The organism is Sutcliffiella horikoshii (assembly GCF_020524325.1).
In the GTDB taxonomy this organism is placed as follows: Bacteria; Bacillota; Bacilli; order Bacillales; family Bacillaceae_I; genus Sutcliffiella_A; species Sutcliffiella_A horikoshii_D.
In genome coordinates, this window is the sequence record NZ_JAIVKY010000009.1 from 197,903 (window position 1) to 224,371 (window position 26,469).

Consider the following 26,469-nt stretch of genomic DNA (forward strand, 5'->3'; position numbering starts at 1 on the left):
ACAATGGGCTATTATAACCTATAGTCCTTAGCTGTACCCCAGTACTCAAATTGGTTGTAGGTAGGGTCCGTTGAATCAAACTGAATCCAGATGGGAGCATTAATTAATAGTGGATTGGATGTAGTGAACTTTTTATCCCCATAGACGATCGCTTCAAGCGCCAAGGGCAATTCTCGTCTAAAGATAGTATTACGGATAGCGTTCATTGCAGGACCATAATCTCCTACATAAACGTAAACATACAAGAATAAACCACAGTTAGAATTTCTCCATTCTGCTAAAACCTCATCCCTCATACTAGTGATCTTATTATAAGCAAATTGTAAGCCTATAGTCAGAAAAAGTTCAACTGTGATATCCGAGTGGGTCAAAGTATATTTTCGTCCCAGTATTGGTTCTGTCGTTGTCACACCTGGTCTGAATTCCACATAAAGCTTTTCAGGATCTAACCTTCTCATCATTCAGCTCCATTTCTTGGGTCATTGGGTCACCTCAACCCATTTTTATGATAAGACTGGTTGCATCAATCAGCATTTCGAACAATAAGGTAGGCGATTAATCCTAAAGGTCCAGTTGCGAATACAATCAGCGCCCACAAACAACCAATGTTGGTACCATGCTTCTCTTTTGCGTCCACGAAAACCCAAAATAAAATCACATAACTCAGTAAATATAATAGTGGGATGGCAAAAAAAAGTAAGGATATATCCATATGATTGGTTCCTCCTCCCTCTATACCTTCTATATTTATATTACGGATAAGAGGTGGAATATGTATTATGGGAAGTCATGAGCCCAGGCACGCCGACCTGTACACAGACACAAGAAAGCCGAGAATAGCAAGTAATTCTCGGCTTTTCACTTTATCTATTTATTGTATAGTCGGTCACAGTAGCTGTGCCTACAACTCATTTTCTTTCTCAAAAGCATCCAGCAATGCCCGCACTTCGTCAGTTGATTTCGTGTTCATGAGTTGGTTTCTCAGTTCTCCAGCTCCACGGAAGCCTTTGACATAGATTTTGAAAAAGCGGTGAAGCTTAGACATGTTGCGCGGTACGATTTCCGCATAATGATCTTGAAGATCCAGTTGCAACCTTAGGAGATCTAGATACTCCTTGCTGGTGTGCTCTTTCGGTTCTTTTTCGAAAGCAAATGGATTTTTGAAGATACCTCGTCCAATCATCACGCCGTCTATGCCATATTTCTCGGCAAGCTCCTGCCCAACTTGACGGTTAGGGATATCTCCATTAATGGTTAGCAACGTATCCGGCGCAATGCGGTCACGCATTTCCTTAATTTCCGGAATCAGCTCCCAATGCGCATCGACTTCGCTCATTTCTTTTCGCGTACGCAAGTGAATGGATAGGTTGGCAATATCCTGCTCTAAAATATGCTTCAACCATTCCTTCCACTCGTCTACTTCTGTAAAACCAAGTCGAGTTTTCACGCTGACTGGCAAGCCACCCGCTTTTGCAGCCTGGATCAGTTCTGCCGCAACATCTGGACGCTGGATAAGGCCGCTCCCTTTTCCTCTTGTCGCCACATTCGGTACAGGACAACCCATGTTTATGTCGATCCCCTTAAATCCAAGCTCCGCCATCCCGATACTCATTTGACGGAAATACTCAGGATTATCGCCCCAAATATGCGCCACCATAGGCTGTTCCTCTTCTGTAAAAAGTAAACGCCCGCGCACGCTGTCTTTTCCTTCTGGATGACAATAGCTGTCAGAATTTGTAAACTCTGTAAAAAACACATCTGGGCGCCCCGCTTTCCTTACCACCGTGCGGAAAACTACATCCGTTACATCTTCCATCGGCGCCAACACAAAAAACGGCTTCGGTAAATCACGCCAAAAATTTTCTATCATATCAAGCTCAAATCCTCTCGTTAGTAATGCAACTTCTCCTACCCGTTCAAAAATTTTACACTTATAACTTTATAACATGCTTCCTAACTAATTTTCAAACACTAGAAATTGGATATATAAGAAAATACCATTATAACTTCTTTTATTAAAAACAAAAACGACTCAACACATAAGATGTAGAGTCGTTTTGTCTGCCTGATGAATCTGATGAGGCAATTCTGGATCAAGGTTCCTGTCCCTAAAACCCACTCAGTATAAAAATGAGATATCTTCTAGTATTTGAGTTGTATCCAGTGGATCATTGGCATTGGCCATGTCATATAGTGCGCGTATCTGGTTTTTATCATCGAGAAGGTACATGGTGGTGGAGTGGGAGAAGAAATCACCTTCAAGCTTTTGGTATTGCATGTTAAAACGGTTTGCAATTTCTTTTGTCTCAACTATGGTCCCTCTCAACCACTTCCACCCTTTAGGATCAGTGTTAAATGCCTGCGAGTACCTAAGAATAGATTCTTGTGTATCCTGCTCCGGATCAAGGGAGATGGCTACAATCTCCACCTTTTCACCAAATACTCCCTCGTTTTGAAGCTCGACTTGAAGCTTTGTTAAATCAACGATTGTCATGGGGCAAATATCAGGACAGCGGGTATAAAAAAAAGTGATAACCTTTACTTTTTTGTTGTTTAATTGATACGTACTCCCTTGGACATCTTGTAATTGAAAGTCGGATACACTCCCCAAAACCGGGAGCTTTTCGTATTTTGGCCAAAAAAAGTATATCACTAAGAATCCAATAATACTAAAAGGAAGAAACAACAACCATGCTTTTTTTGTCATTTAAATCCACACCTTAATAATCTTTACCGGTGACCTTTTTGATAGGCCGTAAGTTTTTTTGTCTATTTTTATGGACACGAAGGATTCCCCACATTCCTTGCTCGATATCCCAGCGAATGTTTCCAGAACGGTACATATAGTCTCCTGGTAAGTTATAGAAACTTCCTGCGCCATAATTCACTTTAAAGTCACCAGTAAAACCAGCTACAATTCTCCCCTCCAAGGAACGAATTTCTGACGAGAGGTCTTTATCATCAGTGTTCCAATAGTGTCCATGCAAGTGAAACCCATGGCTGCGCCTACGCTCGGAAGGATTGACTAGCCGAATTGTAATCGGTTCTCCGGTATATGCTTCAAATACGGGAGTAGATGGATCTCCATGCACTTTTGAGCTGAACAAGTCCTTCAAGACAGGATGTTTTTTGAACCGATTTAATAATCGTTCTGTACGATAATTAAATCCTCTTGACCCATTATCATACGTATCCACTAAGTCTTCTGCCTCTTCTGGGTCAACTCCTCCAATAATTCCATCTACAGGATCTACGATAAGTGTCCCTTTTCTATCAACTAATCGAGCTCCATCATACATGACTAAGACAAATTCTCTCGTTTCTGGTAAAAAGGGATTCACTAGTACGACGTTATCTGCTGTTAGGACTGGCTTTAATGTTTTGGGGTGGAGGAATTGCGTTCCTCGGGGTTCGGCAATGAATGCCCCAAATGTCCCTAATGAACGGTGATTGCGGATATCCGCCATATCCCACATACCACAGGAGCCTACTTCTACATCCACATACCACTTGTATGTTATGGTTTCGCCGGGTCCTACCGTTTGATCTGGATTGAAGCCTACTGTTTCCCCTGATGATGTTTTCACATCATATTGAATCAATTGGGGGTGTAACGATATCCTGATGGAAGGGGGATAAAAAGCCTGCTCCTTTACAGGTGGATATGGCCATATACCATCTGGAAACGGAAATTGATCAAACTTTAGGAAACTAGTTAATGTCACTTCCACAATATCGCCTTGATTTGCCCTTAGTATCAAAGGTTTTGGATTTTTTCTTCCACATAATATATCATCCATATCTTCTTTTAGGGAAAAGACAATTCCAAATGGATCTTTCTCTCCCCATTTGCTATATATAATCGGTGTATGAAACGCCACCACATCAAACCGTTTTACCGGGGCATCTTTCGGTCCAATTGGCTCCACTTTTTTAGCTGGAGCTGGTGGTTTTCCATTGCATTCAGGGAGTGGTTGTTTTCGTTTGGGTGGCCTCTCTCGATCTGGGAGCGGGATTAAGAAATCTACCTCTTCATCAAATGCTCGTATTAGTCCCCACAATCCATTCCACAAGTCCTCCTCCGTTTCAAACGTCCATAGATAGTCTCCTGATCTTGGTACATCCATTTCAAATGTGAACGATTCTGAAATCCCAATATGTTGTTGAGCATTAAAGCTAGTTTCCACATCCGGGCGATCTGACTTCCAACGAAGTCCGTGTATATTAAAGCTGTGTGATTCTTCATGTGCACCTTGTAATAATCTTACTCTTATAGGGTCTCCTTCATAACAATGTAGGATAGGTGTCACCGGGTCCCCTTTTACAAAAGAGCTGAACGAATAAGCAGGATCATCATCCTTCCCTAAACGAAATTGCAATGGTTCGTTCTTATAGTTCACTCCATATAAACCTGGATCATCTTCAGACCCTGGGAATTTTGGAGGATTTAATGGGCATCCATCTTTATCATATAAAAAGGTGAAGTCTTGAACCATTAAGGCAATATCCCGGTAATCAGGTATTAATGGATGCGTAACGGTTACTTGAGTACCGCTGTTAACCTCTTTTCCTGTTTGGGAATCTAAAATTTCAGAAAATCTGGCATGAATGACTCCTGAACCAAATACCCCATGCTGCTGATGATAGTTGGCAAATAAATGATCATGGAAGAACCAAGCCTTTAATTCAACATCTGCAAAATATTCATAACGTATCGTCTCTCCAGACAGGACACTGGAATCATAATTCCACCCTACATTTCCTCCATCACAGACAAGCACGTCAAATTTTACGAAGTGAACATGAATGCCAGTTTCATAGGTTCTTGTTACTAACTGGAAGGCATCTCCACCAGCAACTTCAGGAAGACGGTTTGTAAAATTCACACGAATACACGTTCCGGCATTCATATGAATGATTAGCGGTTCTGGTTCTTTCTTGCCTGATAATACATCGTCTACATCTTCATCAAGCACGTATATTCTCCCTTTAGGGTCGTTCCAGCCCTGTCGATTATAAACTAATGGACATTCAATCAAAGAAATATTAAACTCTTGAACTACTGGATTTTCTACAATGGCACAAGGGTCAGCAAACACAGCTCCAGGCCTAGCAAAAGGGACTGCCGCATTCCGTTCTAGCTCCGTCATATCTCTACCACCTATAATGCCTAGTGGGGGCCTTGGTGCCTTACAACCAACTTTTCCAGGAATGAAATTTGGAAAGCCAGGACGTTCCTTTGTTGGCCTTGGTGGACAGGGCCTGTCAGGTAAAGGCTGCAATGCTTTAATCGGGAGTCCATTCGGATAGCATTGACTTCCGTCCTGAAGAGTGTCAAAGATTCGATTCATCCCCCACATTCCTACTGCAAAATGAGGATAGAGATGACAATGTATGATGACATCCCCCATTGCCTCCTGCAACGAACCTAGTCCATAAAGAGGTTCTATTGTATACCAAGTTTGAGGGCTTACCGCTATAGAATCAATGACATCTGAATCTGTATTGTGAGTGTCTTTAAACCACTGATGTACATGATAATGGAAAACATGCGTTTCCTTCACTCCACCGTGAACCAATCTTATCTTTACAGGATCTCCCTTATAGCCTCTCAGGATAGGAGTGGCTGGGTCACCAAATACCCATGAGTCATGATGAACTTCTTCTCCATCACAATCAGGGCAAACAACCCCTTCCTCTAGCAGTTTCCTTCGATTTTGTATAGGCTCATATCGATAGTTGATTGCATGTGTTGACTCTCTTTCTTGATTTGTAACAGGATCGAGCGGCTTGTTCCCTGTCATATCTAAAGTGGACATTTCATCATGAAATATCCAGGCATATTCCCGGAAGGATGGAGCAAAAGGGTGATGGACATCCGCATATAATCCGCTATTTATCTTTCCTCCAGTAACAGGGTCGGTCCACCATGATCCTCGGCGTTGCACAAATAAGCACCCGAATAATCCATTAATATTTGTCCCCTCATCACTACTCTCAGGGTTACCTAAATCATGGAAGTAGTACACCCCCTCATGATTTACCGTAATACGATATAGTATTTTCTCCCCTGGCTCGGCAAGTGTACTTGGATTAAAACCAACGTTTGCTCCATCTGAGTTTAGTACATTGTAGTCCGCTTCCAAAAAGTGCATCCCTGCAGCATAACGAATTTGATTTTCAAATAATATTTCCACCGTGTCCCCATTATTGGCTCGAATACATAACGGCTCTACTAAATCTACCGGGGTGAAGGGATTTTTTTTGACTAATTCTTTTACTTTTTTTTCATTTTCTTTTAATACGTACATCATTCCATCGGGAGCATAATCACCAAAGTTATTCAGAACAATTCTGATTGGGATGGCAACGACATGATAGCGCCTTTTCATCCGTTTCCCCCTTTGTTAAAAGTCTTCCATCAGTTTCGGGATCCTTGGTAATCCTTTTGTTTCTATATAGTAAGTTTCAATACTATGGACGTGAATAAACCAATTACGATTCTCTAACTCACCTATTGTTGTAACTTGTGTATCTAGTAACACATAATCTTCAATCACCTCTGCAACCTTACCAATAAATACAAATGGAAAAGAAGGTGTCAGTATAAATGCTTTTTTACCAATCCCATCTCTGAAATTCTGAATTACCCCTTCATCATGAAGATCATTTATGGAAGGAGATTGAATCCAATTTTCATCCTCTGCATGTGTCATAAGAATCCCCCTTATGAAAGAATTTACGTTAATGGAAAGCGTTGTCTTGGGTCAAAGTTTGGAGTAAAGTGTGCTATTTTTTCTAGTGGAAAGCTTAGTGGTGTTGGAAACTCAAAGAATGGAGCATTCACTATTTTGATGATAACTGGATAAAGTGTTATGTGTCCTTGTTGAACGTCAAATATGGTTCCAGTAAAGACAGGCCTGAATGTTTGACCAAAAAGGTTTAGTTGGTCAGACTCTGTCACGAGGAGAATATCCTCTCCCTTTAAATCCTGTAACTCCTTTAATAATCGATCTACCCTTACTTTTTTTTGTTCACTTGCTTCTGTGTGTTTGCTATCTTTTATTTCATGATTTTCATGAGACATTTATAGAACCTCCTTTATGTCCTTCTAGTACTAGATAGTGATTTCCATATTTCAGAAATGACAGTTAGAGCCCTTATCGTCTCTATGTATTGAATCTCCTTTACAGGAATGACCATTGACTTACCCAAAAATTCCATCTTAAGAAGCTGATCTTTTATTTCTTTTATTTTTCCGACCCTTCTGGAACCTTCGTCTAAAAAGATAACTACCCATGTTTCTTTCCATGTTTCTAAATTTGTGATTAGTGATTCTTCAAAAAACTGTTGCTTCAATAAATCACGCCTGGAGACAGTTTCTCCAAATTGAAATAACAGTTTTTGTCTTAAATTGTTATCAAAAATGAAATGCTGGTGGGTATTGGAGTAATTAGGTATCCCATATGGAATATTTGCGGACTTTATTACCCTGTATGGAATCCAATTTCTATCTCTTAAATTTGTAAGCATTACAAAATCACGCCCAATGGCACTAACCTTACCCTCTTTATAGATGGACTTGGAACCGCATTTAAAATACACCTCTACCTGTTGGTTCCTTCTAGACTTAAAAAATTTTCGATATGTTAATAATTTGCCACTGGCTTCATTATGTTTAGAAATAGTAAACATGTTCGCACGATCTATATACTCCATTAAGAGCCGAGTTGCTTCCGTTGTTGCTCCTGAAGTTGGAGATGTGCTGCCAAGCCCCTTCTTCACGTTAAACTCATTAATAATATCTTCTTTCATCATTTCTTGTTGGCGTTTCTCCATCAGATTTTTTCTATAATCATCTAAGAATATCTTCCTCTTGTTTTCTTGGTTTATTTTTTCCACAATCACATCTCCTGTATGGAAATATTTCCTTACACTCGTAGCGAGTAGAAAACTAAACTTATGGTTAGTACTACTAGACTTGTTACGAACAGGCTAAAGGTAACGATACTTTGCTCGAGACTCATCGTATCGGAGAGTGGTAGACTACATAACGAAGGATTTTGAATAACAGCACCCAACATTGTCCCCATAATGCTCCCTATTACTCCATGTGTAAAACCCGATAAAAGAGATTGAAAGTTAACGAGTGCACCTAGTAATACACCAATAGTCCCTCCTACTATGGAAGTGAGAAAAAGGATGAAGGAAAGCTGAATTGGGAGAAGAAAATGAAACAACATGGCCAACACTAAACTTAAGATACCACTGCAACTCATGGCCATAACCATGCCAAAACGATCGCTAAATAGTTTTCTTTTGCTATACAGAATCTTATAGATGGTTAACCCAATCAAGACATGTAATACAATTATGCCAACAAGAAAAAAAGTCATCTGACTCCCTCTTTACTAAAAGATTGCTTTTCAAAGAAAGCAGGCTTACATTATGTTTGTCTAGTGGATAAGACGAACAAAAGGAGAGAAAAAACAAAGATACCCTCTAAAAATAGAAGAAATAAAGGATCTCCCTTTGCTGCAGCCCCCACCATTGGTGCCATGATCCCCATCATCATGCCATTCACATAACCAGTTAAAAGTGTCTGATAATCAAATAACCCGCCAATTAATGCTCCAAAAATCATGCCAATAAAAGTCGTAATAATGGTAATCCACACATACATCAATGGAAATTGATAGATTAATACAACACCCGAAATGATGGCTAAAAATCCGCCTAGCATTGTGGATAAGTTCATGCCAAGTTGAAAACCAATAAGCTTTCGAATCCTTAATACGTAAATATAGGCTAATATTGAAATCATGATATTTATATAGAATAATAATCCTAGATGTTCTATCACCAACCATTCACCTCATATTTCGCCCCATATATTTTACAAATATGTAGAATTTTCTTCTTGTATGCACACCTCAATAAATTTTACATTTTCTGGTGTGGAAATCCCAATAGGTTTCATGGTTCCTGGTTCTAATTTCAAATTTTCAGTTATAAACGCCCATTCCAAATTTTATCGCTCCCATATACTAGGTCTATATACTAGAAAAGGAGTGTGGCTACAATTAAGCGTGCAAAACCACAAAAGTGCTGGCATCATTCTGACTGGAAAAGGAAGGAATCTAGTCGGTTTACATGTCCTGATTGTGTTCCAGCCGATCACGATGACAGTCTTTTTTGTACACCATATAAATGTCCCGACAGGATTCCCCAACCTAAATTCCCTTCCCCAAACAGTTCCCTGCAACCTGAGGAATTAGAAGAATTGCAGGAGTGTATTCAAGAGGCTAATCAACTCCTGTTAGCTCTTGGTTTGGAAAGAGATGAAGAAAACTTAAGAGCTTTTCAGGCATACCTTCGAGGACTTCGAATGAGTTATGTCAGTGTGACTGTTTCATGCGAAGAAGAAGAAACTACACCATTAAAAGGTGCAATAGTGGATGCAGGAGTTAACTTCCTGATTTTACAAACCAACGTCGGCAATTTGTTGCTAATCCCTTTCGAAAGAATTGTATGGATTAATCAGTTAGAAAATGATGAAAACTTTATGAAAGACCAAGAATTACTTGATATCTCCTTATGCCTGCGAAGATGTATCACGCTTCATTTTAGTGAAGTTGTTTCAAAAAGCCCTTTTTTACTCAACCTTTTCTACGGCATTGAACTATGGCTATTCCTTGAAAGTTACGTTGGATGCTTAGTATATGTAAAGCAGATGGATGAGCAAAAGGAAGTGGAGGGGATTTTAATATCTACTGATAAACGAAAGATAGAAATAAGTATGGATGGGAAAAAACAAGGAATTAATTTTGATAAAATTCAAACCATCGAAATTGAACAGGAAGCACTGACGAACAAACTATTTGAATGTCACTTTATCCGTCCACACTAGAAAAGGAATCCCCCAACAAAGGGGAATTCCTTTTTTTACATTATTCTTCAGCTTTAATCTCAAGCTTGACTCTACAGCCTATATGACGGAATAACTCCCAGTTTACTCCATGAGTTAACCCAGCAAGTCTTAATTTAAACTTGTCATCACAGAATGGTATAGCAAAGTCACAATAACATGTGCATTTAGGGAAACAATCGTCCGGATTATTTCCACAATCCTCACAATGTTCATCCAGTTCAAAATTTTCGTCATACCCTCTGTTTAATTTTACACAGCGACACTTATGATGGTGGCACTTCCTGCAGATACCAGTATAATTGGGATCTAGCCAGACAATCTTTGAAATACGATCCGTCAGTATGGTAACAAGGTCATTATTGTCCAAAAGTATATTCACATAATCAATACCAACTTGATGGATTTTCCCTTCCATAAGGCAAGTGGGAGTTAAATCATATTTTTCAGAAACAAATTTAAACTTTGCTGTATTCATACTATTTGTAGAATAATCCATCTTCACTACTTGTTTAAAATACATTTCCACCCTCCTTTCCAGTTACAGTAACATATGAAGTTAACTGGAGCGTGGTTCTCTAAAAAATAAGTAGGATAAGGTGCTTCCAGACAGTAATATCTGGGACATTTTGTGAGACAACAAAAAAGCACACTACAGCGGCTCAAAAAAGTGCTGTAATGTACCGTTATTTCTACCTAATATTGCCTTATGACAAAACTTTGATAGACTTCTTCTAAATATAAGTCTCTATCGGTTCCTACAGAGAGTTCCACAACCTTAGATAGAAGATTTTCCTCCATCATAGAGTGTATATATAAATATCTCCTGGTACCTTCATTCGTTTCTTCAACTTCTTCATAAGAATTTAGTTTATAAAAGTTAATGGCTTCTCTTACTACATTTTTGATGCAGTCTATATTGTTCTGATCAAAGTGCTCTATAGCTTTCACTGTACTTTGTACAAAGTCTTTTAAACTTGTGCTCATACACATGCTCCTTATGGTGAATTCACACACGTCTTGTATAGGGCACTCAACATGCATGGTATGACAGAAAATATCCGTTTCCTCACCCTTTATATATTATGATATAAAGCCAGTAAAGCCAAGACCGATTATACGATGGTAGGGATTCGTTCCCCCTCTCCTTTCTCACAAATGATGATTAACCCTAGGGTGATTCCCCTCTCTATCTCTAAAAATCTGCACAAACTCCAACAATCCCTCTACCGCTGCGCTCATTAATTTCTCTCCTTTTTCCCTCGTCGCCTGTGTTGGGTCACCCAGCGTTCCCGTTTCCGAAATAGAGCTCCAGTGAGGGACCATGACAACGGGTCTTCCTTCGCCTTTTCCCACGAGATCTAGCCAGAAGTATTTGGACATTTGGTATTTGTCGATGTCGCGGACTGCTTTCTCCATTTGGACAAGGTCTTCTTTGATGGCGAGGTACATCGAGGTTTCAAGCTCACAGGCATGGTTGATGCCTCCAGGGCTTTCTGAGTCGCGGATTTGTTCGGTTAGCTGGACGACGGGCTCGAAGTCCCAATGGGAGATGGAGGTACATTGAACATCTGGATAATGAAGCATTGTCTGTCTTGCAGCTACTTTTAGGAGTGACACATTACTGCCATGGCCATTCATAAGTAAGATTTTTTTAAAGCCTTGATGTGCAAGGCTATTGCAGACATCCACTACATAATTGATGAACGTTTCGCTGCTGATGGAAATAACGCCTGGAAAGTCCATTTGGTGAGGGGCATAGCCATGGTTAATTGGTGGAATGATCACCATATTTTCCGGTGATTTCGCACCAGCGCGGTAGCAGATTTCCGATGCTAGGACGAGGTCGGTATCAATAGGTAGGTGGTGGCCGTGCTCTTCAATCATCGCAACGGGGACAACCGCTACGCGTTCTTGTTTTACCGCTTCCTTTACCTCTGGCCACGTCATTTCCCCAAAAAGATGTTTTTTTGTCATGTAGATAAACCCCTTCTTTCCTTATTTTTTTCGCTTTTGTATCGCTTGTATTCTTTTATTATTTGGGACGTTAATTAATTTGGAATACGTGTTCCGTCTCCCATCACTGACTTTCTGAACTCTTCTTTTATTTTTTGTTGCAGCTCCTTGCTTTGAATGACCTTCCAACAGGTGTGGGCCATTGTTTTTCCGGCCAGCAACATCGTGTCATAGGCGAGAGGAGTATTGCACATATCAGCAAATTCCTTTGTGTGGCCTGGGACAAGTTGGTCCGTTAAGGATAAAACTGGATGGATCGATGGCACCTTCAGACTCACATTGCCCATATCGATCGAGCCCATTCCTTCATGATGTTTGGATAGATCGACATAGTCAAATTCATCGAGACTTTCCTGGTACAGCCCAACTAGTGTTTGATTGCTCACCATCGCGGCATAAGGGTGACCAATTTCGTTGATTTCCACCTCTGTCCCACTCATAAGGGCGGCACCTTTTGCAATGTCCATGACCTGCGCACAGACTTCTTCTAAATAGTCATTATCAATGGAACGAACACAGAATTCTGCCACCGCGCGATGGGGGATGATGTTCGTTGCTTTTCCGCCTTCCTTAATAATGCCGTGGATACGTACATCTGGTTTTATGTGTTGGCGTAAGGCGCTCACCCCGTTAAACAGCTGAATCACACCATCCAGTGCGTTCTTCCCTTCCCATGGTTCAGAAGCTGCGTGCGCATTTTTTCCGTGGAAGATAAAGTCATAGCTGTGAAACGCCAATGATTTTACATCGATAATTGTGGAGTAGCCTGGGTGGAACATCATCGCGACATCCACACCTTCAAAGGCACCTTCGTTGATGAGATCGATTTTCCCACCGACACCTTCTTCATCGTGTGTGCCTATTACGGATACTTCGAACGCCTCATCAATCTCCATCTGTGCAAGAGCTAATCCCGCTGCGACACTGGCGACACCGATAAGATGGTGCCCACACGCATGGCCCACATCTGGAAGGGCATCATATTCTGCGCAGAATGCGATATGGGGACCGCCTTCTCCCTTTTTCTTGTTGGCAATAAACGCTGTTTCGAAAGGTCCCACTCCTCGTTGAACCGTGAAGCCTTTTTCCTCTAAATAATCACATAGGACTTTAGAGGATTTATACTCCTCTCCTCCTAGCTCCGGGTTTTGCTGGATATAGGTACTTAATGCGGCTAAGCCTTCTTTTTCCCGTTCTAGGATGGCATCGATTTGTTCTTTTGACACAAACATTCACTCCTTAGTTAAGCTCTTCTGCAAAATGACAGGCTGCAAAATGGTTCTCGCTGTATTCCACTAGTGGTGGTTCCTCTGCTTTGCATTTTTCCTCGGCAAAGGGACATCTAGTATGGAACCGGCATCCACTTGGGACATTGCTTGGATTGGGTGTTTCTCCTTTTAGAATCATTCGCTTCCGTTTTTCCCCGGCCACGGTTGGTTTTGGCATGACATTGATCAATGCCTTCGTGTACGGATGGAGGCTTGCGGAAATCACTTTATCAACATCACCAATCTCGACGATTTTTCCTAAATACATGATGGCGATCCGGTCAGAAATCAACCAAGCAAGCGAGATATCATGGGTGATAAACAAGTAAGAGATGCCTTTTTTATCACGGAGATCCACCATTAGTCGTAAAATATCTGCTCGGACCGAAACATCCAGCATTGACACCGGCTCATCCGCCACGATAAATTCAGGATTCAAAATCAGGGCCGCTGCAATGACGACCCGTTGGCGCTGGCCGCCGCTTAGTTCATGAGGATAACGATACAAATATTGCTCCGCTGGTCTTAATCCGGCCCACTCTAACGCTTCTTTGACCTTTTCCTTCTTTTGTTGTTCACTTTTGATAAGACCATTGATTTCTAACGGTTCTGCCACAATGTCAATGATCAGAAACTTGGAGTTCAGTGACTCATATGGATCCTGGAAAATCATCTGGGCTTTTTGCCGGAATGCTTGGATCTGCTTCTTATCCTTTTGCAAGATCGGCTTACCGTCGTAGGTGATGTCCCCTTCCACATTCTCAAGCAATTGCAGGATTGCTTTTCCTGTTGTCGTTTTCCCGCTGCCACTTTCACCAACGAGCGACAGGATCTCTCCTTTATTGATATCAATATCAATGCCGTCCACCGCTTTGACGCGTTTTTTTTCCTTTGAGAAAAGCCCTTTTAAAAAGCCAGTCTGTAAGTCGAAGTGGACGCGCAAATCTTTTGTTTTAATGAGACTTTTCATCTTACTCCCCCCTTAAGTGACAGGCGACATAATGATCTTCGGCTATTTTTCTGAGTTCTGGCGCTGTCCGCCTACACTCCTCCGTTGCATGCTCGCATCGCGGATGAAAATAGCAGCCTGTCGGCGGGTTGATTAAATTGGGTGGAGACCCGGGAATCGATTCGGTCATTTCCCGTTTTCCGTGAATATCCGGGAACGCTTTGACAAGCTTTTGTGTGTAAGGGTGAGAGCTGTGATTGATCACGTTTTCCACCGTTCCCGACTCCACGATTTTCCCGGCATACATCACCACGGCTTTGTCACAAGTTTCCGCCATCACCGACAAATCATGAGTAATGAGAATGAGTGACATCCCAAGCTCTGCCCGCAGCTTTTCCAGTAATTCTAATATCTGTGCTTGCACCATGACATCGAGCGCTGTTGTCGGCTCGTCGCCTATTAATATTTTCGGATCGCAGGCAAGAGCCATCGCAATCATAACCCGTTGCTTCATTCCGCCACTAAATTCATGAGGATATTGGTCGATTCTATCTGGATCGATTTCGACTAATTCCAAAAGCCCCTTGGCTTTTTTTCTGGCTGCCTTGTAATCCAATTTATTGTGGTACATCATCACATCAGTGAGCTGTTCGCCGATTTTTTTGACGGGATTTAAGGCATTCATAGCCCCCTGGAAGGCAATCGCAATTTCATTCCAGCGATAGCGCCTGATTTGGTTGTCATTTAACGCTGCTAAATTTTTTCCATTATAATTGATCTCCCCGCCAGCAATCTCCCCTTCCTGTGGAAGGAGGCTGGTGATGGATAGGGCAGTGGTCGTTTTCCCACAGCCGGATTCGCCAACGAGGCCAATCGCTTCTCCCTTTTCAAGTGTGAAGCTGACATCGTCCACTGCTTTGACGATTCCGTCTTTTGTATGAAAATAGGTTTTTAGGTTTTTAACTTCTAGAAGACTCATCATCTATCTCCTTTTTAACTTTGGGTTCAAAATTTCATCAAAGGCATACCCGATAAAGGTAAAGCCAAGTACCACCAGCACGACACATAATCCCGGCGCCATCAAGTACCAGTACGCCCCAAGACTTGCTGCCCCTGATTCAAAGGCATAATGCAGCATCATGCCCCAGCTTGGTTGGGTTGTATCTCCCATTCCTAAGAAACTCAAGGTTGTTTCGGATAAAATTGCAACTGCCGAAACGAGTACGGTGTTAGCGAAAATCAAAGGAAATACGTTCGGTAAAATATGTTTTCTCATTATATAGAAGTGATTGGCCCCGATGGAGCGGGCACGCTCGATAAACTGCCTTTCTTTGATTGAAAGGGTTTGGGAGCGAACAATGCGGGCCGTTCCTGGCCAACTCGTTAAGCCAATGACCAATATGATGTTCCAAAGGCTTGCTCCGAGAATAGCTGTTAAGACGAGGGCCAGTGGCAGCCATGGTAGCACCAAAAACACGTCGGTTATTCTCATTAACAATGTATCTACTTTTCTTCCATAATAGCCGGAAGCGATCCCGACCACCGTTCCGACAAACATGGAAATTAAGGTGGAGATGAATCCGACCATGATCGAGATTCTGGCACCTAAGATGACGCCTCCTAACACATCTCTGCCAAGGTCATCGGTTCCGAGCAAGTTGTCCCAGGTTGGGGGACTTAGCACGTCCGCTACCCCGTATTCCTTTGGATCATAGTCGGTTATCAGTGGGCCAAAAATCGCAATCAGCACGAAGAATCCGAGAATGATTGCTCCTGAGTACCCCATTTTGTTCCGGATAAATGTTGTGAGAAATTCTTTTGTTTTCTTTGCAGCAATGATATGTTTTTGTTCCATCTTCCTTCACCCTAGGCTTTATTATTTATTCGTGGATCCAAGTAACCATATATGATGTCCGCACAAAGATTGGCAAGCACGACACAGACACTGACAATCAGGAAAATCCCTTGCAGTAACGGATAATCTCTATTGTTTAATGCTTCATACATCAAGCGTCCCAAGCCTGGCCACGAAAATACCGTTTCAATTTGAATCGCGCCTGCTATCATAAAACCGATGTTGATCGCGATGATGGTCACCATGGGGAGCATCGCATTTGGCAGCGCATGTCTTCTAATAATTAACTTTTCCGAGAAGCCTTTGGCTTTCGCGGTGGTGATATAGTCCTCTGTCAAAACCTCAAGTAAGGAATTACGCATGATCAAGACAAATTGCCCAATTAAGACTAGGGCCAATGTTAAAGTTGGTAAAAATAAATGCTTGGACACATCCAGTGCCTTCTCAAAGGAATTGGCAAATACCGCACCTGCTGTACTCATCCCGCTGGTTGGAAATAGGTTCAGTGTGACGCTAAAAAAGACAACCAGCATGATTCCAAGCCAAAATGTAGGCATCGCGTAGGTAATGAGAGAAAAAGTTAAAGAGATAATATCAATTTTCTTGCCTCGTTTAGACGCTGCCACAATCCCAATGAACATCCCAGCAATGATTGCGACAATTGTGGATAACCCCACGAGTAAAAGGGTCGGGACCAGCTTTTCACCAATGACTTGAATGACTGGCTCTTTGGTCATAAAGGACATTCCGAGATCTCCCTGAGCCAGCTGCTTAAAATAGAGCCAGAGCTGGACATACATGGGCTGGTCGACTCCAAATAATACTTTGATTTTTTCAATCGCTTCCTCAGAAGCATTCGGGTTCCGCACAATCATGGCTAATGGGTTTCCTGGCATGACGCGAAAAAGAAAGAAGTTAATAATTAACACGAGGAAAATTGTCACCATAGATTGAAAGAGTTTCTTCATTAGATAGTATTTATTCATCGTTTTCACCTTCGCCTTTGTAATAAAGGGCAAAGTAGCTTCGCACTTTGCCCTTTATTTTTCTTACATATCGTCGTCGATTGACACATCTTTTTTCTTTCGTTTTACAAGGAAAATCCCCGTCATAATCGCGGCTGCCACGATGACAACCGCAATGATTGCTCCTGCGTTGCCGGCTGCTTCTTCATTTTCCGTTGTGTCCGATGCAGTAGCTACGGTGCCATCCTCAGTGTCAGCAATTTCTTCCCCAGCTGATGCTAGTTTTACATTTAAATAGTTTTCATGATTGAAAGAATAGAAGTATACCCCTGCTACTTTTGTCCAGCCTTCCCATTTGTCACTATTTACAGCTTGAAGAGCGTTATCATACATAAGGATGATATATGGGGCATCCTCGTATAACATCTCCTGCATTTCATGAACAACCTTTTGTCTTTCCTCTTTATCTATGATCGTTTCTTGTTTGGCCAGTAGCTTGTCGTATGCTTCGTTGGCATAATAAGAGTCGCTTAAGTTCCCTATTTCTTCCGAGGACATTACATTTAGAATTGTAGTTGGATCGGCGTCTGTTCCCCAGCCCCAAATGAACATATCAAAGTCCGCATTATCATAGATTCTGTCGCCCAGAAGTCCATCATCAACTGTTTCAAGCTTCACACCAATTCCTACATCTTCTAGCATGCTGCTAATCATTTCCCCAGCACGGACTTCCTCGGAGGTTTTGGAACGAACCATTAATTCAAACTCTAGGGGCTCCCCATCTGCTTCTCGGATTCCATCACCATCTTCGTCCTTAAATCCGGCATTATCCAAGATTTCCTTTGCTTTTGCCGGATCAAAGGAACGCAGGTTTTCCGGTTTGTAGTGCCAGAAATCTAAGCTTGGTGGGATTAATGTCGATCCAGGTGCTGCTTGACCGGCATATGCCACATCAATGATTTTCTGTTTATCAATTGCATAGCTCATCGCATGACGAATATCTTTTTCACGAAGGAGTGGATTTCCTTTTGAATTGTCATCTGGCCAAGTGTTGATGGAAAGCTCCGTAAAACCGTGGGTGGTCGCGGAAATCACTTCAATGCTTTCCTCTGCGTCCAGCACTTTCACTTGGTTTGCTCCAATATTAATGGCTGCATCAATCTCGCCTATTTTTAAGGATTGCGTCAAGGTGTCTGTGTTAGCATAAAGTACGAATACAAGGCTATTGACGTTGGCTGGTTTGTAGAAGTAGTCCGGGTTCTTTTCCAGCTTGATGAACTCATCTTTCTTGAATTCGCTAAACTTAAATGCACCTGTTCCAATTGGGTTTTGATTAGGCCATGTTTCTAGGTCTGCCATGGAGATGTCTTCCCAGATATGCTTTGGTAAAATCGGCGTCGTGCTTTGCAGCATGTTCGCTTTCGGTTCCTCTGTTTTTATGACGACCGTCAGCTCATCCGGCGTTTCAATGGAGGTGATTCCATCCAAGTATCCAGCGTATAAGCCTAAGCCGCTCTCTTGTAAAGTTTCATAGGTGAACTTTACGTCTGCAGAAGTGAATGGAGTCCCATCATGCCATTTGACTCCCTCTTGCAGATTGAACGTCCAAGTTAAATTATCATCACTTACCTGCCAATCCTTTGCCAATCTACCAACAGGCTCGACATTATTATCAAAGGCAACTAATGGATCATAGATTAACTTAAAGATTTCAGTCGCGGAAATCGTCCACGCCAGAAACGGACTCAGACTATCTGCCTCTGCTGTCCAACCGATTTTCAAGGTTGCTGTCTCCTCCGCATTCGCCTTGCTCATTGGTAGTACCATGTAGCTGAACACCAAAATGACAGTTAATAATATACTTCCTAGCTTTTTCATCCTTTTTCCCCCTCTTTTTTTATGGAAAAGCTGCTTTCGCATAACATCCCCCCCTTTATACGATAAGAGCCTTACTTCACACCAGATTCTGTTACAAATAGCTTTTTATTAGTTGCATCAAGATACGCATTCACGCCCATCGGCAATGTTGCGAGATCTTCTGTGTGGCCAATCGGTAATCCATGGATTGCTGGAATTCCTAATGGTTCAATAAAGTCATATAAGATATCTTCCAAGCTAAAGGTAACGTGGAAGCCCGGATCCATTTTCTTCGGCTCACACAGGGTACATTCGCCAATGACAATACCCGCGGCCTCCTGTAGCTTGCCGGCATGTAGTAGGTGTGTAAACATGTGGTCGATATTCCATGGTTCTGACCATACCTCTTCCAGGAAAAGAATCTTTCCTTTCGTGTCAATCTCATAAGGGGTACCAAGTGAAGCACAGACGAGCGTCAGGTTTCCTCCTACTAGCTCTCCCTCTGCTTCCCCCTTGTTAATCTGATTGATCCACTTCTTCTCATTTGATTTGCGTATTTCTCCAATTGGTTCCGTTTCCATCAAAGCTTTAAAGAGGTACTCTTTTCGATAGTCGGTCAGATCCTCCGAGTTAAAACCCGCCATCCCAGGCCCATGGAAGGACACCAAGCCTGTATACTTTTGAAGCGCAAGGTGGATGGAGGTGATATCGCTGTAGCCAATAAAAATCTTCGGATTGTTCCTCACAAGCTCGAAATCTATGTACCTTAGCATTCGTGCTGAGCCATATCCACCCTGTGTGACAAAGACAGCATCGACCTGATCATTCCGGAACATCTCATTGAAATCATGGGCCCGCTCCTTATCCGTTCCCGCTAAGTACTCATGCTTGTTATGGACATTTTCCCCCACGACGACCCGGAAGCCCCACTCCTCGAGCGTCTCGATACCGCGAATGATATCGCTCCTGTTATAGTGTGGACTTGCAGGGGCCACGATTCCAATCGTATCTCCTTTCTGGAGCCGTTTTGGTTTGATTTTTTCCATCTGGTATTCTCCTTTCTAGTAAACTTTCTTATAGCCCAAATCCCGTGAGATTTCTTCTGCGGCAAGGAGCAACGTTTTAAGATATGTTTGTCGTTTTTCTTCGCTGAAAAAGTGCTCCGGACCAGTTATGGCAATCCCCGCTTCTAGCTTGCCTTCGTAATTAAAGACCGGTGCCGCATAAGCAACGGCGCCTAATTGCAGCTCTCCTTCTGACTTGGCATAGCCGTGCTGACGAATGGACTCGATGTCATTTTTCAGCTCTTGCCTCTGCGAAATGGTGATCGGCGTAAAGGTTTTGAACGTGTCTGATAATCGATCAAACTCTCTTTCTGGTAAATAAGCCAAGATCAATTTAGACAAGGCACCTGCATAAATAGGTAGCTTTTGCCCGACCTTAATTTCAAATCCAAAGTTATGGAATGATTCAATATTGACTAAACACAGCGCCTCCCCATCATCATAAATACTTAAATTGACGTTCATCTCTGTCTTTTTCGCCAATCTATGCAAATAAGGAGACGCCTTTTGCACCAAGTCAAGCCCTTGGATAAGGATTCCCGCAACCCGAACAAATTGCATACCCGGGCGAAACTTCCCGGAAATTTCATCCTGCTCCAGATATCCTCGCTGCAAAAGCGATTGGACATTTCTGTGAACGGTTGTTAGGGGCAATCCAGTTTTTTTAGAGATATCTACTAGTGTAAGCTCGCGTTCTCTTAAGGAAAACGTCTCAATAATATCAAGTGCACGGTCCACCGCACGCACGCCTGTTTTACTTTTATCTAATGATGGTGTCATGTTTTCGATCCCTCCTTTCAGCAAAATATTAGTGTTTTTGTTTCCGCTTGGTGGAAACACGTTTCCGTTTCTTTGTTATAAAAAATTTATTCTGTTACCAGAATAGGTAGTACCACATTCTAAACATTTTATATGTTCTGAACATATTAAAGTGTAGAAAAATTCCTTGATTCAATATAACAACACATACTCATCCGTAAGTTTGAATCCCAATGCTTGATAAAACAGATGCAGATGTGGCAGTGTGGCATCGTAGAATAAAAAAGGTGTTCTCTGTTTATTATGTAAATGATCCGTTAATGCTCTTGTGCATGCCAATCCATAGCCTTTTCCACGAGAATCCTCATCGGTGTAGATCCCACCGATTAAAGCATATTGGGAGGTTTCGGAATGTGCCATTGCAATGGAAACAACTTTACTTCCTTCTTTTACGATAAAAGCCGAACCATTTCTAATAATGTTAGGCAGCCGCTCCTGAACTTCAATCATAATGTCCTTGTCTGCATAAAATTCCTCAATGGCAGGTATATTGTCAAATGTTGCCTGGTTGACCGGCGAGTTGATCGGTAATGGTGATTGATTGGTTTTACTTAGATATCCGTAACAATAGGGATACTTTTGTCGATTCGGCATGTCGCCCAGAAGTGAAAGTATATCCGCTTTGCCAAATAAATAAGTGGATGAAGTTTTAATCAGGTGTTGCTTGAGGAGTGATAGATAGTGTTTGTCCATTAAGGAAATTCCAGTATTCAATGGACTAAAATACTGTACGGCTACAAGCTTGTGGTGGTCATAATACCCATAAAATCCAAATCGTTTGTCTTTGTTATGTAAGTACTCCAGATACTCGTAGAACTGTAAATTATTCCTTTGATCATTGTCGAGCAGTTCTACAAGTTCTCGTTGATTATGCGTGTTCAATACCCTTTTTTCAAAGATATCCCATCACTCCTGATTAACATTCACTAGTTTCCATTAGGTGGAAATGCGTTTCCGTTTTTGTTATTGTAATCCATTATACATACATTAACTATCTATTTCAAATTTTCTAATAATTTTAATGGTTTTTTAGTCCAGTTTTAGGGACTTTTTTTAGGGGTTAATCCATTGTGGGAGAAGGGGTTTGAGAGGGTAGTAAAATTGTCGGAGAATTTTTTTAGGACAGGTCCCTTTTCCCCATTTGAAGGGTATGGAAACAAGGCTTCCTAAATAAAATCCCTTGAACTATTAGTCCAAGGGTCGTAAAGAACGTATTAACTTCACCTACAGCATGCTGTTATAGGTTTTTGATGACAAATTATTTTAACTCTATTAACGCGACTGCCTCTACGTGTACGGTGTGAGGAAACATATCCACCGGTTGCACTTCAACCGTCTTATATCCCCCATCCTCCAACACTTTTAGATCTCTAGCAAGCGTTGCTGGATTACAGGATACATACACAACCTTCTTCGGCCTCATTTCCAGTATAGTATTCAGCAGCGCTTCATCACAGCCTTTACGCGGTGGATCTACCACTAACACGTCCGCGGTGTTGCCTTCCTTATACCATTTAGGGATCACGACTTCCGCTTCGCCTACTGCAAACTCCGCATTGGTAATTGCATTCAGTTCTGCGTTGCGTTTGGCATCTTCAATTGCTTCTGGCACAATTTCTACGCCGAACACTTTTTTCGCCTTTTGAGCTAAAAACAAGGAGATAGTTCCGATCCCACAGTAAGCATCAATGACACTCTCTTCGCCTGTCAGGTCAGCATACTCGAGCGCTTTATCATACAGGACTTTTGTTTGTTCCGGGTTGACCTGGTAGAAGGATCTGGCGGAAATCGCAAACTTGATATAACCGATGAAATCATAGATGTATTCGTTCCCCCAAAGTACACGTGTTTCATCTCCGAAAATCACATTTGTTTTCTTCGTATTTACGTTCTGCATAACGGATTTTACTTCCGGCAGGGCCGTTGTTATTTCTTCCACAATTGCCTTGCGGTTCTGGATATCCGGCGTACGTGTGATGAGCACAATCATTACTTCCCCAGTAACCAGGCCATAGCGGGCCATCACATGACGGAGCACACCTTTATGCGTTTTTTCGTTATAAGCACGCACACCATGCTTATCGCAGATCTCGCGGACCGTTTGAACGACACGGTCGTTGATTTCCTGCTGGATCAAGCATTCCTTCATATCAATAATTTCGTGGCTGCGTTGCTGGTAAAAGCCTGCAATCAGGCCGCCTTCTCGTTCCCCAATTGGAACCTGCGCTTTATTGCGGTAGCGCCATGGGTTGTGGTCCATGCCGAGAACCGGATGAACCGGCACGTCTTTTAGGTGTCCAATGCGTTCGAGAACATCCTTGACCTGCTTTTGCTTCGCCACAAGCTGACCTTCATAACTCAAATGCTGAAGCTGGCAACCTCCGCATTGCTTGTAGATTGGGCAAGGTGCATCGACACGAAAAGGACTTGTCTTGTGGATCTCCTCCAGTCGACCGAATGCATAGCCTTTTTTTACTTTTATTATTTTGACTTTGATTTCCTCGTCAGGTAAGGCATTTTGGACGAAAATTGGAAAGCCATCTATTTTTGCTACGCCGGCGCCGTCATGCGTTAAGTCCTGAACGGTGACATCGTAGTATTCATTTTTTTGAACAGGTACTGTCATGTATTTTCTCTTCCTTCACGTTTAAAATCGCTGTTCCGATTGTACCACATGGAGGTTGGGGTTGCCAGTTGGGGTAGTGAGTTAGTTGTTGGTTGAATATGTTAATATTAGAGTAGTTTAATGGAGGAGATGTTGCCAAATGACCATTGTCGCTTTTTTAATTATCGCATGGGTACTAAGCTGGTTCGGTTTTAATCGACTGTTTGTGCAAGCATTTAATGAACTATTTAATAAGGAAGTTTCCAGCGCCAGCTACTACTTTATATTCTTTTGCATTGGTGTTATTGGGGATTTAATTTTATTTTTCAGAGGACAATATCCGTTTGACTTGTAAAGGGGAAGTGGGAAAGAGTGAAGTTCTCTAATTTTTATGTTCTACATTTTTGGGCTCAGCTTCTACCCTTTTCCGGTGAGCTTCTACATTTCCCAAACGAACTTATACCATTTTAAGCCGACCTTCTTCAACCTCACAAAAAAAGAGGTTTCTACCGCTGCGCTCAAGCGATAAAAACCTCCATTAGCACCTCACATTCAGTATTAAGGCATCGAACTAGTAATAAACTCGATCATCAACGCAAAAACTCCCAATAATATGGTCATAAAAGTTGTCGCAGCGACTATTTTTTTGCTTAGATATTGATCAGATGTCTTTGATTTTCGATTTATAATAAAAACAACAATCCCTAAAAGAATGGATCCAATCCAGCTGATCAGACCAATATCTGTCGTTAACTTCTCCCAATCGAAAATCCAAAAGTATGCTATTAAAAGGTGTACAACAACCAACGGCATCGTAATAACTCTCACCATGCGAGCCACTTTAACTACTCCTCGTCAGGCCTATACTCCAAAATGTCTCCCGGTTGGCAGTCGAGAGCTTTGCAGACGGCCTCTAGGGTGGAGAAGCGAATGGCTTTGGCTTTGCCGTTCTTGAGGATAGAGAGGTTTGCCATGGTTATTCCGACTCTTTCAGAGAGTTCGGTGACGCTCATTTTTCTTTTTGCCAACATGACATCGATATTTATGATAATAGCCATAATTTCCACCTCACACTGTTAAGTCATTTTCCGATTTTATGTCAATGGCTACTTGTAATAGCCTTTGAAGGACCGCAGCGAAAACGGCAATTACGATAGAGGCGAAGATCGGAACCGCACCCATGATAATCGCCCCTGGTGCATCATCTTTATCTGCTAATAGAAATATAAACGGCATGATGACAACATACACGCTACTGATAGTAATCGCACAAAATTTGATTTTCTTCAACGCTTCCACCGAAAAGTGCGAGAAAGCCTCGTTCTTATCAATATATCCTAAAAGTTTCAACGCCTGATACAATGCAAAATAAAAAGGAATAGTTGTCAGAAACATCCCGGTGACAATTGGATACAGGATATACGCGTATTCAGGATTTGCCGGGTCTTTCACCAAAGAAACCAAACCAATAATACTTAAAATAAATACAGGAGTTCCAATTAAAAAAACCGCTATTTTCAAAAAAAGAGTAGAACCATGCTTCATCAAAAGCACCTCGCTTCATCGTTATAAATAGAATTTACCATTTTATTTATTGTTTTTCAATAAATATATATTGAATAAGGCGGTCTGAGGGGACAGGCACTGTGACCCATTTTCGCGCAAAAAAGACAAGCAACTCACTCGCTTGTCCCTTAAATTCTATCTATTCATTTCACCTTCGCAAAAACACACGTATCACGCAACTCCCCAGTTACATCTCGCTCACTGTTTTTAAGAATGCCCTCTAACGTGTAGCCCGCTCTATCTGCAACCGCGCGGCTCTTCACATTTTTCGAATCACAGCGAATCTCCACGCGATTTGCCCCCAACTGTTCAAATGCAAACTGGCTGATCCCTTCCACCGCTTCTGTTATATAGCCCTTGCCACTGTGCCTGGAATCAATCCAATAGCCGATTTCAAATTTTGGAATGGACCAATCAATTCGATGCAACCCTGACGAAGCTATAAATTCCCCGGTTTCTTTTAGAAAAACTAAGAGCCTTAAATCTTTTCGTTGCAGAAACTCTGTATGACTCTCCCTTATATTCGCTTCCACATCTTCCACTGTCTGATTGTGTTGCGCGAAGATCATCCAAGGTTTGAGTTCAGGAAGAGAATGAATGATCGCGTCATGTACCGCTGGGCCGTCTCCTGGCAGTGGCATTCTTATTAAAAGCCTGTCTGTTGAGAATTCTGATGGGAAGTCTTTTAAGATTGGTTTTATGTTGGACATCCTTTTCTCCCCCTTTATTGTTTATGTACATAATTAAACAGAATAAAGCCCATTGCCAATACCTTTTCTATATCTCTGTATTGGTCGTCCACCAACTCAAAGCTGTATTTTGACCGTAATACTTCAGAGCGCTTTCCTTTAGCAACCACTTGATTATCTATCAGCACTTCTGTGGCCGATCCAATTCCAAAAGATTGATAGCTTATTAATTTATCATCTATCTCTACTGTTAATGCTTCTTTAAGCTTTGCGGCATTTTTCATGGAGTATTCAGTCTTTACAGTTCCAATGGGCTTTCCATCCTGCATAATTTTCCAATTAGTGTTATTTTTAAATAAACTGCTTTGTTGCTCCACAAAGCTGATTTTCTGCCCTTCAGACAAATTGAAGGTAAGATTCATATACCAGTTCCCGTCCCCTTCCACCACTTCGTTGACCCAATGCTGCCAACGACTTTGATAGAAACGGTGGTACTCTGCAACCTTCTCCTTTCCTTTATAAAGTTGCTTCACACCAGTTGAATACCGTTCACCCAAGTGAGTATTCCAACTTTCATCCGTATCCGCAGGTGTATAATTTACATCTCTTTGTTTCATCCATCTATGTATATACCAAACACCAACTGCCCCAACCGGAAACAGGAATAACATGAAGGCCTGACTCCATTCAAATTCTCCAATAATGAAGAAACGTAAAGTAATGCCAATCGTTCCGACGACGAAGAATAAAAGTAATTTTCCCATAGGTTGGTTGGCCCCCTTCCTTTTACATATATACGGAGCTTTTTGGGGAAAGGTTTCATAAACCGTCTTTATGGAAAAATAGCATTTTTTTAAAACTAATGGCCTGCGAAAGTTTTTTCCCAAG

General features: G+C 41.8%; 30 protein-coding genes. 2 read left to right on the forward strand and 28 right to left on the reverse strand.

Going from position 1 to position 26,469, the window contains the following annotated elements; translation table 11 throughout:
* Nucleotides 1–11: 11 nt before the first annotated feature.
* The 10 genes from LC091_RS15520 to LC091_RS15565 form a co-directional block, all read right to left on the reverse strand.
* Nucleotides 12–461, reverse strand: coding sequence for a staygreen family protein (locus LC091_RS15520; protein ID WP_226682937.1), 450 nt, complete (start codon nucleotides 459–461; stop codon nucleotides 12–14).
* Between the two features lie 62 nt (nucleotides 462–523).
* On the reverse strand, nucleotides 524–712 hold the full coding sequence (locus LC091_RS15525) for a hypothetical protein (RefSeq protein ID WP_226682938.1): 189 nt from the start codon (nucleotides 710–712) through the stop codon (nucleotides 524–526).
* Between the two features lie 189 nt (nucleotides 713–901).
* The gene (locus LC091_RS15530; protein ID WP_226682939.1) at nucleotides 902–1,870 is read right to left on the reverse strand and encodes a tRNA dihydrouridine synthase; all 969 of its coding nucleotides are present in this window, start codon (nucleotides 1,868–1,870) and stop codon (nucleotides 902–904) included.
* A 249-nt stretch (nucleotides 1,871–2,119) separates the two neighbouring features.
* On the reverse strand, nucleotides 2,120–2,707 hold the full coding sequence (locus LC091_RS15535) for an SCO family protein (RefSeq protein ID WP_226682940.1): 588 nt from the start codon (nucleotides 2,705–2,707) through the stop codon (nucleotides 2,120–2,122).
* 13 nt (nucleotides 2,708–2,720) lie between these two features.
* Nucleotides 2,721–6,392: a multicopper oxidase domain-containing protein gene (locus LC091_RS15540; protein ID WP_226682941.1), complete on the reverse strand. Its 3,672-nt coding sequence runs from the start codon at nucleotides 6,390–6,392 to the stop codon at nucleotides 2,721–2,723.
* 15 nt (nucleotides 6,393–6,407) lie between these two features.
* On the reverse strand, nucleotides 6,408–6,716 hold the full coding sequence (locus LC091_RS15545) for a hypothetical protein (protein ID WP_226682942.1): 309 nt from the start codon (nucleotides 6,714–6,716) through the stop codon (nucleotides 6,408–6,410).
* Nucleotides 6,717–6,739: 23 nt separating this feature from the next.
* Nucleotides 6,740–7,087 (reverse strand): hypothetical protein, encoded by a 348-nt coding sequence (locus LC091_RS15550; protein ID WP_226682943.1) that lies wholly within the window; start codon nucleotides 7,085–7,087, stop codon nucleotides 6,740–6,742.
* 14 nt (nucleotides 7,088–7,101) lie between these two features.
* On the reverse strand, nucleotides 7,102–7,902 hold the full coding sequence (locus tag LC091_RS15555) for a hypothetical protein (RefSeq protein ID WP_226682944.1): 801 nt from the start codon (nucleotides 7,900–7,902) through the stop codon (nucleotides 7,102–7,104).
* A gap of 29 nt (nucleotides 7,903–7,931) precedes the next feature.
* A complete protein-coding gene (locus tag LC091_RS15560) occupies nucleotides 7,932–8,396 on the reverse strand; it encodes a hypothetical protein (protein ID WP_226682945.1) in 465 nt (154 codons plus the stop codon).
* Between the two features lie 50 nt (nucleotides 8,397–8,446).
* Entirely contained in the window at nucleotides 8,447–8,863 is a 417-nt protein-coding gene (locus tag LC091_RS15565; RefSeq protein ID WP_226682946.1) for a hypothetical protein, read from the reverse strand.
* 210 nt (nucleotides 8,864–9,073) lie between these two features.
* Here LC091_RS15565 and LC091_RS15570 point away from each other — a divergent pair, with 210 nt between their 5' ends.
* A complete protein-coding gene (locus LC091_RS15570; RefSeq protein ID WP_226682947.1) occupies nucleotides 9,074–9,910 on the forward strand; it encodes an LSm family protein in 837 nt (278 codons plus the stop codon).
* A 40-nt stretch (nucleotides 9,911–9,950) separates the two neighbouring features.
* Here LC091_RS15570 and LC091_RS15575 read toward each other — a convergent pair whose 3' ends face one another.
* From LC091_RS15575 to rlmD, 13 genes are all read right to left on the reverse strand, one after another.
* Nucleotides 9,951–10,451: a hypothetical protein gene (locus LC091_RS15575; RefSeq protein WP_226682948.1), complete on the reverse strand. Its 501-nt coding sequence runs from the start codon at nucleotides 10,449–10,451 to the stop codon at nucleotides 9,951–9,953.
* Nucleotides 10,452–10,624: 173 nt separating this feature from the next.
* Complete coding sequence (locus LC091_RS15580) at nucleotides 10,625–10,915, reverse strand: DUF6407 family protein (RefSeq protein WP_226682949.1); 291 nt, start codon at nucleotides 10,913–10,915, stop codon at nucleotides 10,625–10,627.
* Between the two features lie 165 nt (nucleotides 10,916–11,080).
* Nucleotides 11,081–11,905, reverse strand: a complete 825-nt coding sequence (locus LC091_RS15585; RefSeq protein WP_226682950.1) for a creatininase family protein — start codon at nucleotides 11,903–11,905, stop codon at nucleotides 11,081–11,083.
* Nucleotides 11,906–11,979: 74 nt separating this feature from the next.
* Nucleotides 11,980–13,170, reverse strand: a complete 1,191-nt coding sequence (locus LC091_RS15590; RefSeq protein WP_226682951.1) for a M20 family metallopeptidase — start codon at nucleotides 13,168–13,170, stop codon at nucleotides 11,980–11,982.
* Between the two features lie 13 nt (nucleotides 13,171–13,183).
* Entirely contained in the window at nucleotides 13,184–14,182 is a 999-nt protein-coding gene (locus LC091_RS15595; RefSeq protein ID WP_226682952.1) for an ABC transporter ATP-binding protein, read from the reverse strand.
* A 1-nt stretch (nucleotide 14,183) separates the two neighbouring features.
* Nucleotides 14,184–15,143 carry an ABC transporter ATP-binding protein gene (locus LC091_RS15600; protein WP_226682953.1) on the reverse strand — a complete coding sequence of 320 codons (960 nt, stop codon included), beginning with the start codon at nucleotides 15,141–15,143 and terminating at the stop codon, nucleotides 14,184–14,186.
* Entirely contained in the window at nucleotides 15,144–16,016 is an 873-nt protein-coding gene (locus LC091_RS15605; RefSeq protein ID WP_226682954.1) for an ABC transporter permease, read from the reverse strand.
* Nucleotides 16,017–16,027: 11 nt separating this feature from the next.
* Entirely contained in the window at nucleotides 16,028–16,984 is a 957-nt protein-coding gene (locus tag LC091_RS15610) for an ABC transporter permease (RefSeq protein WP_264179347.1), read from the reverse strand.
* 81 nt (nucleotides 16,985–17,065) lie between these two features.
* The gene (locus LC091_RS15615) at nucleotides 17,066–18,859 is read right to left on the reverse strand and encodes an ABC transporter substrate-binding protein (RefSeq protein ID WP_226682955.1); all 1,794 of its coding nucleotides are present in this window, start codon (nucleotides 18,857–18,859) and stop codon (nucleotides 17,066–17,068) included.
* A gap of 71 nt (nucleotides 18,860–18,930) precedes the next feature.
* Nucleotides 18,931–19,884, reverse strand: a complete 954-nt coding sequence (locus tag LC091_RS15620) for a S66 peptidase family protein (RefSeq protein WP_226682956.1) — start codon at nucleotides 19,882–19,884, stop codon at nucleotides 18,931–18,933.
* A gap of 15 nt (nucleotides 19,885–19,899) precedes the next feature.
* Entirely contained in the window at nucleotides 19,900–20,682 is a 783-nt protein-coding gene (locus tag LC091_RS15625) for an IclR family transcriptional regulator (RefSeq protein WP_226682957.1), read from the reverse strand.
* Nucleotides 20,683–20,853: 171 nt separating this feature from the next.
* Nucleotides 20,854–21,603 carry a GNAT family N-acetyltransferase gene (locus tag LC091_RS15630; RefSeq protein ID WP_226682958.1) on the reverse strand — a complete coding sequence of 250 codons (750 nt, stop codon included), beginning with the start codon at nucleotides 21,601–21,603 and terminating at the stop codon, nucleotides 20,854–20,856.
* 376 nt (nucleotides 21,604–21,979) lie between these two features.
* Nucleotides 21,980–23,347, reverse strand: coding sequence for a 23S rRNA (uracil(1939)-C(5))-methyltransferase RlmD (gene rlmD, locus LC091_RS15635; protein WP_226682959.1), 1,368 nt, complete (start codon nucleotides 23,345–23,347; stop codon nucleotides 21,980–21,982).
* Nucleotides 23,348–23,486: 139 nt separating this feature from the next.
* Between rlmD and LC091_RS15640 the strand changes: the two genes are divergently transcribed.
* Nucleotides 23,487–23,681 carry a hypothetical protein gene (locus LC091_RS15640; RefSeq protein WP_226682960.1) on the forward strand — a complete coding sequence of 65 codons (195 nt, stop codon included), beginning with the start codon at nucleotides 23,487–23,489 and terminating at the stop codon, nucleotides 23,679–23,681.
* 203 nt (nucleotides 23,682–23,884) lie between these two features.
* On the opposite strand, the gene LC091_RS15645 is transcribed toward LC091_RS15640, so the two are convergent.
* From LC091_RS15645 to LC091_RS15665, 5 genes are all read right to left on the reverse strand, one after another.
* Nucleotides 23,885–24,157 carry a hypothetical protein gene (locus LC091_RS15645; RefSeq protein WP_226683094.1) on the reverse strand — a complete coding sequence of 91 codons (273 nt, stop codon included), beginning with the start codon at nucleotides 24,155–24,157 and terminating at the stop codon, nucleotides 23,885–23,887.
* A 14-nt stretch (nucleotides 24,158–24,171) separates the two neighbouring features.
* Entirely contained in the window at nucleotides 24,172–24,384 is a 213-nt protein-coding gene (locus LC091_RS15650) for a helix-turn-helix domain-containing protein (protein ID WP_010199743.1), read from the reverse strand.
* A gap of 10 nt (nucleotides 24,385–24,394) precedes the next feature.
* The gene (locus tag LC091_RS15655; protein ID WP_226683095.1) at nucleotides 24,395–24,871 is read right to left on the reverse strand and encodes a DUF2975 domain-containing protein; all 477 of its coding nucleotides are present in this window, start codon (nucleotides 24,869–24,871) and stop codon (nucleotides 24,395–24,397) included.
* A gap of 164 nt (nucleotides 24,872–25,035) precedes the next feature.
* Nucleotides 25,036–25,593, reverse strand: a complete 558-nt coding sequence (locus LC091_RS15660) for a GNAT family N-acetyltransferase (protein WP_226683096.1) — start codon at nucleotides 25,591–25,593, stop codon at nucleotides 25,036–25,038.
* Nucleotides 25,594–25,616: 23 nt separating this feature from the next.
* Nucleotides 25,617–26,345 (reverse strand): tubby C-terminal domain-like protein, encoded by a 729-nt coding sequence (locus LC091_RS15665; RefSeq protein ID WP_226682961.1) that lies wholly within the window; start codon nucleotides 26,343–26,345, stop codon nucleotides 25,617–25,619.
* Nucleotides 26,346–26,469: the final 124 nt, after the last annotated feature.